This is a genomic window from Janthinobacterium sp. KBS0711 (genome assembly GCF_000988085.1).
Lineage (GTDB): Bacteria > Pseudomonadota > Gammaproteobacteria > Burkholderiales > Burkholderiaceae_D > Janthinobacterium > Janthinobacterium lividum_E.
Map to the genome: position 1 here is coordinate 106,952 of NZ_LBCO01000018.1, position 14,573 is coordinate 121,524.

The window sequence follows — 14,573 nt, forward strand, 5'->3', positions numbered from 1 at the left end:
TTCCATGAACAAGCTGGCGCTGTATTTCCGCCTGATACGGCTGGACAAGCCTATCGGTACCGTATTGCTGCTGTGGCCTACCCTGTGCGCGCTGTGGCTGGCGCAGCAGGGCGTGCCGGACTGGCGGCTGCTACTCATCTTTACTCTCGGCACTTTCCTGATGCGCTCGGCCGGCTGCGCCATCAACGACTACGCCGACCAGGATATCGACAAATTCGTCAAGCGTACGGCCGAGCGTCCCATCACCAGCGGACGCATCAGCGGCAAGGAAGCGCTGGCCGTGGCCGGCGTGCTGACCGTGCTGGCCTTTTGCCTGATCCTGCCCTTGAATGCGCTGACCAAGCAACTGTCCGTGGCCGCCGTCATCATCGCCGGCACCTATCCCTACTTCAAGCGCTTTTTTGCCATCCCGCAAGCGTATCTCGGTATCGCCTTCGGCTTCGGCATCCCCATGGGCTTTGCCGCCATCACGGATTCCGTGCCCGTCGTCGCCTGGCTGCTGCTGCTGGGCAATGTCTTCTGGGCCGTGGCCTACGATACGGAATACGCGATGGTCGACCGCGACGACGATTTAAAAATCGGCATCAAGACGTCGGCCATCACCTTTGGCCGCTACGACGTGGCCATCGTCATGTTCTGCTACGCCGTTTTCCTGCTGCTGTGGCTGGCCTGCGGCTGGTCCCTGGGCTTGCGTTACTGGTTCGTCGCGGGCTTGCTGGTGGCGGCCGGCTGCGCCGTTTACCACTACACCTTGATCCGCGCACGCGAGCGTATGCCGTGTTTTGCGGCATTCCGGCATAATAACTGGCTAGGAGCAGCGGTGTTTGCGGGCGTGGTTCTGGACTTTGCTTTCCGTTAAGCAATCATCCTTGCGCCGCGGTAGCCCTTGAGGCGGCGCAAGACAAGCCTGGCCGCAGCTGCCTACACTGGTATTTCACTGTGCAGTTTCACTTCCAAGAGGTAATACATGAGCTCGATACATACCGGAAAATCCAGCAGCGACAGCATCCTCGCCGACGCCGACAAGGCGCGCGACAAACTGGTGGGCGACCTGAAAACCGTCATCAATGAAGCGGAAGGCTGGCTCGACGGCGCCAAGGATCAGACGGGCGAGAATGTCAAAGCCGTCAAGGACAAGTTCATCGCCACGCTGGAAACGGCCAAGAAAGACTTGATCAAGCTGGAAGAAGACTTGCTCGAACGTACCAAGAAGGCGGCCAAGGCCACCGACGAGTACGTGCAGGACAATCCGTGGAAAGCCGTGGGCGCGGGCGCCGTCGTGGGCGTACTGTTCGGCCTGTTGCTTTCCTCGTCACGCCGCTAGTTAGTACCGACGGCATAAGCCGTCTCCTGACGCGAAAGGCAGCATATGGCTATCGTGCACCATGTCGCCCAAGTCGCAGCGACTCTCGCCGCCATCGTCCAGACCCGTCTGGCCCTGGCGGCCGTGGAAATGGAAGAAGAGTCGCTGCGCTTCCTGTCGTATCTGGCCCTGGCCATGCTGGCACTGCTGTGCCTGTTTGTCGGCCTGGTATTGATCGTGTTCCTCGTCATCGTGCTGTTCTGGGACACGCACCGCATCGCCGCCATCGCCATCACGGCCGCCGTCTTCATCGTCGCCGCCATCGCCACCCTGCTGGGCGTGCGCGCCAGTTTCCGCAGCAAGCCGAAACTGCTGTCCTTCACACTTTCCGAACTGAACAAAGACCTGGACGAGCTGCAACTGCTGGCCCGCCGGGGATCGGAGCGGCCATGACCACGCACCCTACCAAACTGTCGCATGTGCACACGGCCACCAGCCTGGCGCAGCGGCGCGACGCGCTGCTGGCCGAATGTGCGCTGCAGCGCCTGGCCCTGGGCGTGCAGACGCGGCAATTGCTGGAACCTTTGACGGGCGGCAATCTACGCCACACCCTGGCCACGCGCTTTAAAATTCCCCTGATGATAGGGGGTGCAGTGCTGGGCCTGCTGCTCGTACGTCCGCGCCGTTTCCTGCCGCTGCTGCGGGCCAGCGGCGCGCTGCTCAAGCACGCCACCACCGCCATGCCCGTCGTGCTGGCGCTGGCCCAGCGTTTCAGCAAGAAAGAAACGCCGGAATAAATTATTTTTTCCTGGCTGCATCCAAATGGCAAACCCCTGCGTAGTAATGGTATCAACCAGCCGGTTGAGCCAACTACCAGGAGCTTGCCATGCATGCCATCATCGCCCCACGCCATACCGCCCCTTCCCTCACCGTGCTGTGCGCCGCCCTGCTGCTGGCCGCCTGCGCCCCCATGAGCGCGCGCTATTCGCAGGAACAATTGCCGAACGCCGTGAAAGTGCCCGATGGCCACCAGGTGGCCATGCAAACGGTGGGCGTGGGCAAGATCGCCTACGAATGCAAGGCGAAAAAAGACATGACGGGCCATGAATGGGTCTTCGCGGGACCGGATGCGACCTTGAACGACCGCAGCGGCATGCAAGTGGGCACCTACGTCGGTCCTCCTGCCACCTGGGCCAACCTGGATGGCTCGAAAGTAACGGCGACGCAAGTGGCCGTGGCGCCGGCCGGCACGGGTAACATCCCGTATCAACTGGTGAAAGCCAACCCGGCCATGGGCAGCGGCGCCATGCAGGGCGTCAGCTACATCCAGCGCGTGGCCACCAGCGGCGGCGTGGCGCCAAGCAGCCCCTGCGGCATGGAGTCCATCGGCGCCAAACAATGGGTGCCCTACCAGGCCGATTATATCTTCTGGAAAGCAGTATAAATACCTGGCGTTGACGGTTGGCAAGCTGGTTTCTGGCCTATACTCGGCATTGAAAACTTGCTAACCGTTTACTCCTGACGATTGCGCCGACCTTGCCAGCCCACGCCGCCCCTTACGATTACGATGCCGCCCTGCGCGCCTGCGCCAGGGGCGAGCAGCAGGCATTGCACGGCCTGTACCAGCAGGAAAGCCGCTATTTGCTGGGCGTGGCCCTGCGCATCGTGCGCCAGCGGGCCCTGGCCGAAGACGTGCTGCACGACGCCTTCCTGAACATCTGGCGCCGCGCCGGCAGTTTCGACGCCACGCGCGGCAGCGGCAAGGGCTGGATCTATGTGGTGGTGCGGCACCAGGCGCTGGACGTGGCGCGTGCCCGCGCCCATGAACTGTCAGCCGACGAGGATACCGTGGAAACCCTGCTGCACGAACGCCAAGGCCATGATACGGGCGAGGCCTATGCCGACCAGGCGGATCTGGGCAAGCTGCACGATTGCCTTGGTCACCTGGATGAAGGCAAACGCAATAGCATCCTGTACGCCTATGTCGATGGCTGTTCCCACAGCGAAATCGCGCAGCGCCTGCAAGCGCCGCTGGGGACCGTCAAAGCCTGGGTCAAGCGGGGCCTGGCCGCCTTGCGGGAGTGCATGGGATGATCGACAGCGACGAAGATTTGCAAAGGCTGGCTGGCGAATACGTGCTGGGCACATTGGCGCTGGCCGAACGGGCGGCAGTGGAACAGCGTTTGCCGCGCGAGCCAGCGTTGCGCGACGCCGTCGATGCCTGGGAACGGCGTCTGCTGCCCTTGACCACGCTGGCGCCGCCCGAAACGCCCTCGGCCCAGCTGTGGCCGCGCATCAGCGCCAGCCTGTTCACGCCGAAGGCCGTGCGGCAAGCGGGCGGCTGGCAAGCGTGGTGGAACAGCCTGGCTTTCTGGAGAGTGCTGGCCGGTAGCGGCTTGGCGGCCACGGCCGCGCTGGCCGTGCTGGTCAGCGTGCAACTGCAAGCGCCAAGCGGACCCGGCTACCTGGTGGTGCTGGTGGCGCCGCAGGATAAATCGCCGGGCTGGATCGTGCAGGCGGGCGGACGGGGCGGCAAGAACCGCGACCTGAGCCTGATTCCGCTGGGGCCGACTAGCGTGCCGCAGCAAAAAGCCCTGCAATTCTGGACCAAGGGCAAGGACTGGGGCGCCCCTGTCTCGCTGGGCCTCGTCAAGCCGGGGCAAAGCCTCAAATTGACCCTGGATAAGCTGCCGCCGCTGCAGCCCGACCAACTGTTTGAAATCACGCTGGAACCGCAAACGGGCTCGCCGACAGGCAGGCCGACAGGGCCGATCCTGTATATCGGCCGCGCCGTCAAGGTGATGTAGCGTTTATTTGCCCAGCTCGTCCCCCATCTCGCGCCCGCGCTGCGCGGCAGCCTTGATGCCCTTGACGATGGCCGCCTTGACGCCGCTCTCTTCCATGCTGGTCAGGGCCGCGTACGTCGTGCCGCCTTTCGACGTGACGCGCTCGCGCAGCAAGGACACGGGTTCGCTGGAATTGGCCGCCAGTTGCGCCGCGCCCGTAAAGGTGGCAATCGCCAGCTGCGTGCCCTGCTCGGGCGTGAGACCCAATTCGGCGGCCGCCTGCTGCATTGCTTCGATAAAGTAAAACACGTAAGCGGGACCGCTGCCGGACACGGCCGTGACGGGATCGATCTTGGCTTCCTCGTCGAGCCAGACCGTCTGGCCGACGGCGCGCAGGATCGCGTCCGCCGTCTTTTTCTGTTCTTCGCTGACGCCGCTGCTGGCCACCATGCCGGTGATGCCCATGCCGATCAGGGCTGGCGTGTTCGGCATGCAGCGCACGATGGCGGGATAGTCGCCGAGCCAGCGCGACAGGTCAGCGGCGCGGATGCCGGCCGCGATCGACAGGATCAATGGCGTCCGCTCCCCGTCGAGGAAGGGCAGCAATTGCGCCGCCACTTCGCGCATGCTTTGCGGTTTCACGGCCAGCACGATCACGTCCACGCCGCGCAATGCGTCACCGGCGGCAGTCGCCGTCGTGACGCCGAATTGCGCCTGCAGTTTTTCCAGCGCGGGCGCATGGGGGTCGATCACGTGGATGTTGCCGCCCAGGGTCAATTTACCCGCCAGGCCGGCGATTAGGGCCGCGGCCATGTTGCCGCCGCCTACAAAGGCGATATTCAATTCTGTCGTCATGCTTGTTCTCTCTTCATCAGGAATAGTTGCGGGAACCGAAAATGGCGCTGCCCACGCGCACGATGGTGGCGCCCTCGAGCACGGCGGCGCGCAAGTCGGCGGACATGCCCATCGACAAGGTGTCAAGCGCCAGCCCTTCGGCCTTCAATTGTTCGTACAGCGCGCGCAGTTGCGCAAAGGCAGCGCGCTGAAGCGTGAGCTCCGTTTCCGGCTCGGGGATGGCCATCAGGCCGCGCAAGCGCAAACGGGGCAATTGCGCCACGGCATGCGCCAGGGCCGGCAATTCGGCTGGCGTCACGCCGCTCTTGCTCGCTTCGCCGCTGATATTGACTTGCAGACAGATATTCAAGTCCGGCAAGCCGGCCGGACGCTGCTCGGACAGGCGCGCGGCGATCTTTTCCCGTTCCACCGTGTGCACCCAGTCGAAGTGCTCGGCGATGGGGCGCGTCTTGTTGCTCTGGATGGGGCCAATGAAATGCCATGCCGGGGCATGCTGCGGCGCGGCCGCCTTCACAAAGGCGATCTTGTCGAGCGCTTCCTGCAGGTAGTTTTCACCAAACGCCGCCTGGCCCGCGCGCATGGCGTCCAGCACGGCATCCGCGCCGAAGGTTTTCGAGACGGCCAGCAGAGTCACGTCTCCAGGGGCGCGCTGCGCGTCAGCGGCGGCCTGCGCAATACTCTCGCGCACGGCTTGCAAGTTCTGTTCGATTGTGGACATAATCATTTTCTAGTGTATAGGGGCGACGGCACAGTGCGCCAGCCCATCAATGCAGGCACAGGGATTATAAATGGACATCTCCGAACTACTCGCTTTCTCCGTCAGCAACAAGGCTTCCGACCTGCACCTGTCTTCCGGCCTACCGCCGATGATACGGGTCAACGGCGACGTGCGCCGCCTGAACGTGCCCCCGCTCGAGCACAAGGAAGTGCACAGCATGATCTACGACATCATGAACGACAGCCAGCGCAAGGCGTATGAAGAAGCGCTGGAATGCGATTTCTCGTTCGAGATTCCCGGCCTGGCCCGCTTCCGCGTCAACGCCTACAACCAGGAAAGGGGCGCCTCGGCCGTGCTGCGCACGATTCCCTCGAAAGTGCTGACACTGGAAGACCTGAACGCGCCGCGCATCTTCGGCGAGCTGGCCATGCGCCCACGGGGACTCGTGCTGGTGACGGGGCCGACCGGTTCGGGCAAGTCGACCACCCTGGCGGCGATGGTGAACCACGTCAACGAGCGCCTGAACCACCATATTCTGACCATCGAGGACCCGATCGAATTCGTGCATGAACCGAAGAAATGCCTGATCAACCAGCGTGAAGTCGGTTCGCACACGCATTCGTTCAGCAACGCGCTGCGCTCGGCCCTGCGCGAAGACCCGGACGTGATTTTAGTGGGCGAATTGCGCGACCTGGAAACCATCCGCCTGGCGCTGACGGCGGCCGAAACGGGCCACCTCGTGTTCGGCACTCTGCATACCTCGTCGGCGGCGAAATCGATCGACCGCATCATCGACGTCTTCCCCGCCGAGGAAAAGGAAATGGTGCGCGCCATGCTGTCCGAATCCTTGCAAGCCGTCATTTCGCAAAACCTGCTGAAAACCAAGGATGGCGCGGGCCGCGTGGCCGCGCATGAAATCATGCTGGCCACCCCGGCCGTGCGCAACCTGATCCGCGAAGCGAAAGTGGCGCAAATGTATTCGGCCATCCAGACGGGCAGCAACGTGGGCATGCAAACCCTGGACCAGTGCCTGTCCGACCTGGTGCGGCGCGGCACGATCTCGGCGGAAACGGCCCGCTCGGCCGCCAAGTCGCCTGAAAACTTCCCCGGATAAGCCATGCAGACGACGCACGAACACTATGGCGCCATGCACGCGCTGCTGGCGCAGATGCGCGCACGGGGCGGCTCCGACCTGTTCATCACGGCCGGCTTTCCTGCCGCCATCAAGCTCGACGGCAAACTGACGCCGCTGGCGGGCGGCGCGCTCGACGCGCAGCAGGCGGCCGGCTACGTGCGCGCCGTCATGAACGAACGCCAGGCGGCCGAGTTCGCGTCCAGCCGCGAAGCCAATTTCGCCATCAGTCCGGACGGACTCGGGCGTTTCCGCGTGTCCGCCTTCGTGCAGATGGGCCAGGCAGGCATGGTCTTGCGCTTGATCAATACCGCCATCCCCACCCTCGATGGGCTGGGCTTGCCCGCCATCCTGCAAGACATCGTGATGAGCAAGCGGGGCCTCGTCATCATGGTGGGCGCCACGGGCTGCGGCAAGTCGACCACCCTGGCCGCCATGGTGGGCCACCGCAACGCGCACAGCCATGGCCACATCATCACCATCGAAGATCCCGTGGAATTCATCCATCCGCACGGCAACTGCATCGTCACCCAGCGCGAAGTGGGCGTCGATACGGACGACTGGGCCACGGCCCTGAAAAACACCCTGCGCCAGGCGCCCGACGTGATCCAGATCGGCGAGATCCGCGACCGCGATACGATGGACCACGCCATCGCGTTTGCCGAGACGGGCCATCTGTGCCTGGCGACCTTGCACGCGAACAACGCCAACCAGGCGCTGGACCGCATCATCAATTTCTTCCCCGAAGAACGGCGCCAACAGTTGCTGATGGACCTGTCACTGAATTTGAAGGGCATGATTTCGCAGCGCCTGATTCCCAACAAGGAAGGCGGCGGGCGCAAGGCGGCGCTGGAAATCCTGCTCAATTCGCCGCTGATGAGCGACCTGATCTTCAAGGGCCAGGTGCACGAGATCAAGGAATTGATGAAAAAATCGCGCGAACACGGCATGCAGACTTTCGACCAGGCCCTGTTCGACCTGCACGAAGCCGGCGCCATCAGCTATGAAGACGCGCTGCGCAATGCGGACTCCGTCAACGACCTGCGCCTGACGATCAAGCTCAAGGGCGCAACGGCGCCGGAACCCGCCCCGCAAACGGGCGCCACCAAACTGGGACTCCTCTGACATGACCAGCATCCACGATTTCCAGGCCGAGGCACTGGACGGCACGCCGGTCGACCTGGCGCAATACAAAGGCAGGGTGCTGTTGATCGTCAACACGGCCAGCGCCTGCGGCTTCACGCCGCAATACCAGGGGCTCGAAGCGCTGTACCGCGAATTCCACGCGCAGGGCCTGGTCGTGCTGGGCTTTCCCTGCAATCAATTCCGCCAGCAGGAACCGGGGTCGAATGCGGAAATCGGCGCTTTTTGCGAGAAAAACTTCGGCGTCACCTTTCCCCTGTTTGCCAAGGTGGACGTGAATGGCCCGCAGACCCATCCCCTGTTTGCGCAATTAAAACAGGCGGCGCCCGGCATATTGGGCACGCAGTCGATCAAATGGAATTTCACCAAGTTTTTGGTGCGCAAGGATGGCCGCGTATTTCGCCGCTACGCCACGGCCAGCAAACCGGCCAGCCTGGCGGATGACATCCGGCAATTGCTACAGGAATAGCGATTCGGCGGTTTGATTAAAAACAATAATTGCTGAAATCAATCAATCCGCACTTATTTCATGCTTGATATCAATATTGTGTTTCCAATAGCAAATTTCGGTGATAATGTTTGCATAATTATTCGCAGATATCGATCAAAAAACGATGCCAGTCTTTGGGAAAATATTATCTTCATGGATGCGGATGGGAATTTATTCCCGCCTCTTTCTTCCTATTTTCTTCCTGATACTCGCCGTTTCCGCCGTTCGCTATCACGCCCTGCTCGGCACGGAAACGGCGCTGGCCAATGCGCGCTACCAGAGCGATGCGCGGCAACTCGACCTGTTCCTCGCCAATAGCGTGCTGCCGCTGGCCGTGCACGCGGACAGTCACGCGATGCACGACAGCGTGCGCCAGGTGCTGCGCAGCGCCCTGCCGCTGAACCGCAGCCTCGTTTCCGCGCGCTGGGACACGGCTGGCGGGCATGTCGAAGTACTGGCCGACAGCAAGCTGACCGGCACGCTGGCCACGGTGCCGGCGTGGTTCGCGCGCCTGGCCGGCATCACGGCCATCCGCAGCCGCCTGACGGTGGCGCTGCCGGACGGCGGCGACGGCATCCTCGACCTGCACTACACGCCCGGCCTGCCCCTGGCGCAAGTGTGGCTCAGGGTGCGCGAGCAGGCCGTCCTCAGCAGCATCAATATCGTGCTCGTCTTCGTGCTGCTGGGCTTGATCCTGGCCACGCACCGCAAGCTGCTGGCGCGCTTCGTGCAAGCGACCGACCGCTTCCGCGACGGCAACTTCGCCGTGCGCCTGGTGGCTGGCGCCACGCCCGAGGCGCAAGCCGTGTCGCAGTCGTTCAACGGCATGGCCGGCGATATCGAAGCACTGCTGACCTCGCTGAAAACCAGCCAGCGCCAGCTGGGCGAGCAACTGAACGAAACCGTGCACATGCAGCAGGCCCTGCAAAAGCTGTCGTGGCAAAACTACAATGATGTGCTGACGGGTCTGCCCAACCGTGCCGCGCTGGCCGCCCGCTTCGAACAGGAACTGTTCCTCGCGCGCGAACGCCAGCGCCTGCTGGCCGTCTGCCTGTTCGACCTCGACCACTTCCAGGCCATCAACGACCGCTACGGCGCCGAGGCCGGCGATGAAATCCTCAAGCAGGTGGCCGGCCGCCTGCACGGCTTTACGGGCCAGGTCCATTACGCGGCGCGCCTGGGCGGCGATGAATTCGTCCTGCTGCTGTGCGGCCAGGCCAGCATCGCCAGCATCGAACAAAACGTCACGCAGCTGATGGCCGAGCTGGGACGCCCCTACCAGTGCGACCAGCAGGCGCTGCACATGACGGCCAGCGCCGGCATCGCCGTCTACGCGGGCAAGGACTTGAATACGGAAAGCCTGCTGCGCCACGCCGACCACGCCGTCTACCAGGCGAAACTGACGGGGCGCAACCAGTACCACTTCTTCGACACCAACCTGGACGAAGAAGTGCGCACCCACCACAACCAGCGCACGGAAGTGCGCCACGCCCTGATCAACGGCGAACTGCGGCTGTACTACCAGCCCAAGGTCAACATGCGCGCCGGCACAGTGGTGGGCATGGAAGCGCTGCTACGCTGGCAGCATCCGCGCCGCGGCGTGCTGGCGCCCGCGCAATTCCTGCCGCTGGTGGAGCAGACGGACTTGATCATCGACATCGGCGAATGGGTGCTGCGCCAGGCCCTGTGGCAAATGCAGCGCTGGGTGGCTGGCGGCAAGCACTGGGTGGTCAGCGTGAATATCGCGGCGCGCCACTTCCAGCAACCGGACTTCGTCTCGCGCCTGGAAACCATCCTCGGCGAATTTCCCGGCGTGCGCGCCAGCATGCTGGAACTGGAAATCCTCGAATCGTCGGCCCTGCACGACATCGAAGACGTGCGCCGCATCATCCGCGCCTGCCAGGCGCTGGGCATCACCTTCGCCCTCGACGATTTCGGCACCGGCTACTCGTCGATGTCGTATTTAAAACGCCTGCCGGCGAACATCGTCAAGATCGACCAGAGCTTCGTGCGCAACATGCTCAACGACCGCGACGACCTGCACCTGGTGCGCGCCGTCATCGGTCTGGCCCGCTCCTTCAGCCTGACGGTGATCGCCGAAGGCGTGGAAAGCGTCGAGCATGGCGCGCGTTTGATCCAGCTGGGCTGCGATCTGGCGCAAGGCTACGGCATCGCCCGCCCCATGCCGGCCGACGCCGTGCTGGAGTGGGCGGCCAACTTCGTGCCGGCCCCCCAATGGCGCGTCGCGCAGTACAGCGAAGTGCCTATGTAGGCGCCAAGGCCGAGTCGATCAGCTCGATCCAGTGCCGCACGGGCGTCTCCGTGCCCGACTGCAGGTGGCTCAGGCAGCCGATATTGGCCGACACGATCATCTCCGGCTCGCACGCTTCCAGGTTCGCCACCTTGTTGTCGCGCAGCTGCTGCGACAGTTCCGGCTGCAAAATCGAATACGTGCCCGCCGAACCGCAGCACAAATGGCTGTCCGCGCACAGGCGCACGTCGACGCCGACGGCGCGCAAGACCTGCTCCACCTTGCCGCGCACCTGCTGGCCATGCTGCAGGGTGCATGGCGGGTGATACGCTACCCTTTTCCCGATGCGCCCTTTCAGCAGCGCCGCCAGTTCCGCTTCAAACGCCGGCATGATCTCGGACAGATCGCGCGTCAGTGCGGCGATGCGGCGCGCCTTGTCCGCATACTGCGCATCATGCGCCAGCAAATGGCCGTATTCCTTGACCGTGGCGCCGCAGCCGGATGCCGTCATGACGATGGCTTCGGCACTATCTACGTAAGGCCACCAGGCGTCGATATTGCGGCGCATATCGTCCAGCGCCGCGTCCTGGTCATTCAGGTGATGACGCAATGCGCCGCAGCAGCCCGCCTTCGGGGCGACGATCAATTGCACGCCCAAGGCGTCGAGCACACGCGCCGTGGCCGCGTTGATGTTCGGCGACATGGCCGGCTGCACGCAGCCGTCGAGCAGCAGCATGCTGCGCGCGTGCTGCTGCGTCGGCCATGCACCGGCGGCGGCGCCCGGGCGCAATTTGTCCTGCAAGCTTTTCGACAGCAGCGGGCGCAGCGCCTGCCCCGCCTTGTACACGGGCGTAAACAGCCAGCGGCGCGGCAAGGCTTCCTTCAGGGCGAAACGCAGCGCACGCTCGCGCAAGGGGCGCTGCACGCGCTGTTCGACGACATTGCGGCCGATGTCGACCAGGCGCCCGTACTGTACGCCCGAGGGACAAGTCGACTCGCAGTTGCGGCAGGTCAGGCAGCGGTCCAGGTGCGTCTGCGTCTTGGCCGTGACGGGCGCGCCTTCGAGCACTTGCTTGATCAGGTAGATGCGTCCGCGCGGGCCATCGAGTTCGTCGCCCAGCAGCTGGTAGGTGGGACAGGTGGCCGTGCAAAACCCGCAATGCACGCAGGCGCGCAGGATGGCTTCGGCTTCGTCGCCTGCCGGCGTATTCTTGATGAAATCGGCGAGATTGGTTTGCATGCGCGCTCAATACATTCTGTGCGGGTTGAAGACGCCGGCCGGGTCGAAAGCCTGCCGCAGGCGCTGATGGATGGTGGCCACGGCCGGCGCCAGCGGGTGGAACACGCCCACGGCCTTGTCGCCGCCGCGGAACAGAGTCGCATGGCCGCCGGCGGCCGCCACGGCCTGGCGGACGTGCTGCGCGCCGGCCGCATCGGCGTCGCCGTCGAGCTTGAGCCAGCGCTGCGCCCCGCCCCACTCGATCAGCTGGCGCCCTTTTAAAATCATGGCGCTGGCGTGCGGCGGCAGCGACAAGCGCCACAGGCTGCCCGCACCTGCGAAGAATGCGTGCGTTTGCTCGCGCACGGACAGCCAGAAGGCGGATGCTTCTTCTGCTGCCAGCACTTCGCCACCCAGGGATTGCAGCGCCGCCGAGACGGCCGCCTCGGCGCCGGACAGGCGCACCGTCAACACGCCATCGTGCCAGCAGCTGGCCGATATCGGCAGCGGCTTGCCCGCCCACTCATTGAGCATGCGCAAGGCGGCGATTTCCGCGCATGCCACGCGTAACGTCGCTTCGCGCAGCGGCAAGGGCAGCACCTTCAGCGACACTTCCAGGATCAGGCCCAGGGTGCCCAGGGACCCCGCCAGCAGGCGCGAGACATCGTAGCCGGCCACGTTTTTCATCACCTGTCCGCCGAAGGCCAGGCGTTCGCCATGGCCATCCATCAGCACGGCGCCCAGCACGAAATCGCGCAAGGCGCCCGCGCTGGCCCGGCGCGGGCCGGACAAGGCGCTGGCGACGACGCCGCCCACCGTGGCGCCGGGGCCGAAGTGGGGCGGTTCGAACGCCAGCATCTGGTTGCGCGCGGCCAGCGCCGCCTCGATCTCGGCCAGCGGCGTACCGCAGCGGGCCGTGATCACCAGCTCCGTCGGTTCATAGTCGATGATGCTCGCATAGGCGCGCGTATCGAGCACCTCGCCTTCGAGCTGCTGTCCATACCAGTCTTTCGTGCCGCCGCCGCGCAGGCGCAAGGGCTTGCCCGCCGCGCTGGCCGCCAGTATCTGCTGCCTGAATTGTTCCGCTATCGCTTGCAAAAGGGTCTCCGGAAAATTAAAAACGGGGCAGGTTGGCGAATGGCAGGCGCCCCGCCGTCACATGCATCTTGCCGAATTCGGCGCAGCGGTTCAAGGTGGGAATCGCCTTGTCCGGGTTCAGCAAGGTGTGGGGATCGAAGGTGCGCTTGACGGCAAAGAAGGCATCGAGTTCGGCGCGCGTAAACTGCACGCACATGGAATTGATCTTTTCCATGCCCACGCCATGCTCGCCCGTAATCGTGCCGCCCACGGCCACGCACAGGGCCAGGATGTCGGCGCCAAACGCTTCGGCGCGCTCGAATTCGCCGGGCATGTTGGCGTCGAACAGGATCAAGGGGTGCAGATTGCCGTCGCCCGCGTGGAACACGTTCGCGCAGCGCAAGCCATGCGTCGTTTCCATGACGGCGATACCCGTCAGCACTTCCGCCAGTTTTTTTCGCGGGATGGTGCCGTCCATGCAGTAGTAGTCGGGCGAGATGCGCCCGGCGGCGGGAAAGGCGTTCTTGCGGCCGGACCAGAATTTCATGCGCTCCGCTTCCGACTGCGAGACGGCAATCGCACTGGCGCCCGCCCCTTCCAGCACGGCCGTCATGCGGGCGATTTCCTCTTCCACTTCTTCGTGCGTGCCATCAGCTTCACACAGCAAAATGGCGGCCGCGTCGATGTCGTAGCCGGCCTTGACGAACGGTTCGACCATGCGCGACGACGTCTGGTCCATCATTTCCAGGCCGGCAGGGATGATGCCGGCGGCGATCACGTTGGCCACGGCATTGCCGCCCGTGACGACGTCGCCGAACGAGGCCATGATGACACGCGCCGTGGCCGGTTTCGGTATCAGTTTCACGGTCACTTCCGTGACGATGCCCAGCATGCCTTCGGAACCGATGAAGACGGCCAGCAGGTCCAGGCCCGGAGAATCCAGGCATTCGCCGCCCAGCTCCAGCACATCGCCATCGATGGTGACGACGCGCACGCGCAGCACATTGTGCACGGTCAGCCCGTATTTGAGGCAATGTACGCCGCCCGAGTTTTCCGCCACGTTGCCGCCGATGCTGCAGGCGATTTGCGAGGACGGGTCGGGCGCGTAATACAAGGCATATTGCGCGGCCGCTTCGGAAATGGCCAGGTTGCGCACACCCGGCTGCACGACGGCCGTGCGCGCGTACGCATCCACGCGCACGATGCGGTTCAAACGCGCCGTCGACAGCACCACGCCATCGGCGATCGGCAAGGCGCCGCCCGACAAGCCCGTGCCGGCGCCGCGCGGCACGATCGGCACGCCAAGTTCTCGGCAGACGCCGAGGATGGCGATGACCTGTTCTTCCGTGTCCGGCAAGGTGACCACCATCGGCAGCTGGCGGTAGGCGGCCAGACCGTCGCATTCATACGGGCGCGTGTCTTCCGCGTCGGACAGCACGCAACGTGCCGGCAGCACGGCCAGCAGGGCCGCGACGACGGCTTGCTGGCGCGCGGCGGTCAATCCGGGTTCAGGAGCGGCATTGAGCATAAGATGGGAGGCAAATGGGCATGGGCGTGCAACGATTGTAAGCACAAAAGTGGCGCGCACCGCATTTTTTG

Annotated in this window: 16 protein-coding genes; 11 read left to right on the forward strand and 5 right to left on the reverse strand. The window is 64.1% G+C overall.

Annotated elements, in window-relative coordinates; translation table 11 throughout:
- Nucleotides 1–4 precede the first annotated feature (4 nt).
- From ubiA to VM94_RS10275, 7 genes are all read left to right on the forward strand, one after another.
- Complete coding sequence (gene ubiA / locus VM94_RS10245; protein WP_046683401.1) at nt 5–859, forward strand: 4-hydroxybenzoate octaprenyltransferase; 855 nt, start codon at nt 5–7, stop codon at nt 857–859.
- Nucleotides 860–967: 108 nt separating this feature from the next.
- Nucleotides 968–1,324: a glycine zipper domain-containing protein gene (locus tag VM94_RS10250; protein ID WP_046683402.1), complete on the forward strand. Its 357-nt coding sequence runs from the start codon at nt 968–970 to the stop codon at nt 1,322–1,324.
- A gap of 45 nt (nt 1,325–1,369) precedes the next feature.
- Nucleotides 1,370–1,756 (forward strand): phage holin family protein, encoded by a 387-nt coding sequence (locus VM94_RS10255; RefSeq protein WP_046683403.1) that lies wholly within the window; start codon nt 1,370–1,372, stop codon nt 1,754–1,756.
- Nucleotides 1,753–2,100 (forward strand): hypothetical protein, encoded by a 348-nt coding sequence (locus VM94_RS10260; protein WP_046683404.1) that lies wholly within the window; start codon nt 1,753–1,755, stop codon nt 2,098–2,100. The genes VM94_RS10255 and VM94_RS10260 overlap by 4 nt, the downstream gene beginning before the upstream one ends.
- An 89-nt stretch (nt 2,101–2,189) precedes the next feature.
- Nucleotides 2,190–2,747, forward strand: a complete 558-nt coding sequence (locus tag VM94_RS10265) for a DUF3455 domain-containing protein (protein WP_046683405.1) — start codon at nt 2,190–2,192, stop codon at nt 2,745–2,747.
- Nucleotides 2,748–2,839: 92 nt separating this feature from the next.
- Nucleotides 2,840–3,397, forward strand: coding sequence for a sigma-70 family RNA polymerase sigma factor (locus VM94_RS10270; RefSeq protein ID WP_046683406.1), 558 nt, complete (start codon nt 2,840–2,842; stop codon nt 3,395–3,397).
- Nucleotides 3,394–4,110, forward strand: coding sequence for an anti-sigma factor (locus VM94_RS10275; RefSeq protein WP_046683407.1), 717 nt, complete (start codon nt 3,394–3,396; stop codon nt 4,108–4,110). Before VM94_RS10270 ends, VM94_RS10275 begins: the two co-directional genes overlap by 4 nt.
- Nucleotides 4,111–4,113: 3 nt before the next feature.
- Here the strand turns inward: VM94_RS10275 and proC are convergent, their stop codons facing one another.
- On the reverse strand, nt 4,114–4,944 hold the full coding sequence (gene proC / locus VM94_RS10280; protein WP_046683408.1) for a pyrroline-5-carboxylate reductase: 831 nt from the start codon (nt 4,942–4,944) through the stop codon (nt 4,114–4,116).
- 16 nt (nt 4,945–4,960) lie between these two features.
- The gene (locus VM94_RS10285) at nt 4,961–5,662 is read right to left on the reverse strand and encodes a YggS family pyridoxal phosphate-dependent enzyme (protein WP_046683520.1); all 702 of its coding nucleotides are present in this window, start codon (nt 5,660–5,662) and stop codon (nt 4,961–4,963) included.
- A gap of 70 nt (nt 5,663–5,732) precedes the next feature.
- Here VM94_RS10285 and VM94_RS10290 point away from each other — a divergent pair, with 70 nt between their 5' ends.
- The 4 genes from VM94_RS10290 (at nt 5,733) to VM94_RS10305 (ending at nt 10,699) form a co-directional block, all read left to right on the forward strand.
- Complete coding sequence (locus VM94_RS10290) at nt 5,733–6,776, forward strand: type IV pilus twitching motility protein PilT (protein ID WP_046683409.1); 1,044 nt, start codon at nt 5,733–5,735, stop codon at nt 6,774–6,776.
- 3 nt (nt 6,777–6,779) lie between these two features.
- On the forward strand, nt 6,780–7,919 hold the full coding sequence (locus VM94_RS10295) for a PilT/PilU family type 4a pilus ATPase (protein WP_185982102.1): 1,140 nt from the start codon (nt 6,780–6,782) through the stop codon (nt 7,917–7,919).
- A 1-nt stretch (nt 7,920) separates the two neighbouring features.
- Nucleotides 7,921–8,406, forward strand: a complete 486-nt coding sequence (locus tag VM94_RS10300; RefSeq protein ID WP_046683410.1) for a glutathione peroxidase — start codon at nt 7,921–7,923, stop codon at nt 8,404–8,406.
- A 184-nt stretch (nt 8,407–8,590) separates the two neighbouring features.
- The gene (locus VM94_RS10305) at nt 8,591–10,699 is read left to right on the forward strand and encodes a putative bifunctional diguanylate cyclase/phosphodiesterase (protein WP_046683411.1); all 2,109 of its coding nucleotides are present in this window, start codon (nt 8,591–8,593) and stop codon (nt 10,697–10,699) included.
- On the opposite strand, the gene glcF is transcribed toward VM94_RS10305, so the two are convergent.
- From glcF to VM94_RS10320, 3 genes are read right to left on the reverse strand one after another with little or no spacing between them, the layout of a single operon-like run.
- Nucleotides 10,692–11,918, reverse strand: coding sequence for a glycolate oxidase subunit GlcF (glcF, locus tag VM94_RS10310; RefSeq protein WP_046683412.1), 1,227 nt, complete (start codon nt 11,916–11,918; stop codon nt 10,692–10,694). The genes VM94_RS10305 and glcF overlap by 8 nt on opposite strands.
- A 6-nt stretch (nt 11,919–11,924) precedes the next feature.
- The gene (gene glcE, locus VM94_RS10315) at nt 11,925–12,995 is read right to left on the reverse strand and encodes a glycolate oxidase subunit GlcE (RefSeq protein ID WP_046683413.1); all 1,071 of its coding nucleotides are present in this window, start codon (nt 12,993–12,995) and stop codon (nt 11,925–11,927) included.
- A 16-nt stretch (nt 12,996–13,011) separates the two neighbouring features.
- On the reverse strand, nt 13,012–14,502 hold the full coding sequence (locus tag VM94_RS10320) for an FAD-linked oxidase C-terminal domain-containing protein (protein WP_046683414.1): 1,491 nt from the start codon (nt 14,500–14,502) through the stop codon (nt 13,012–13,014).
- Nucleotides 14,503–14,573 lie beyond the last annotated feature (71 nt).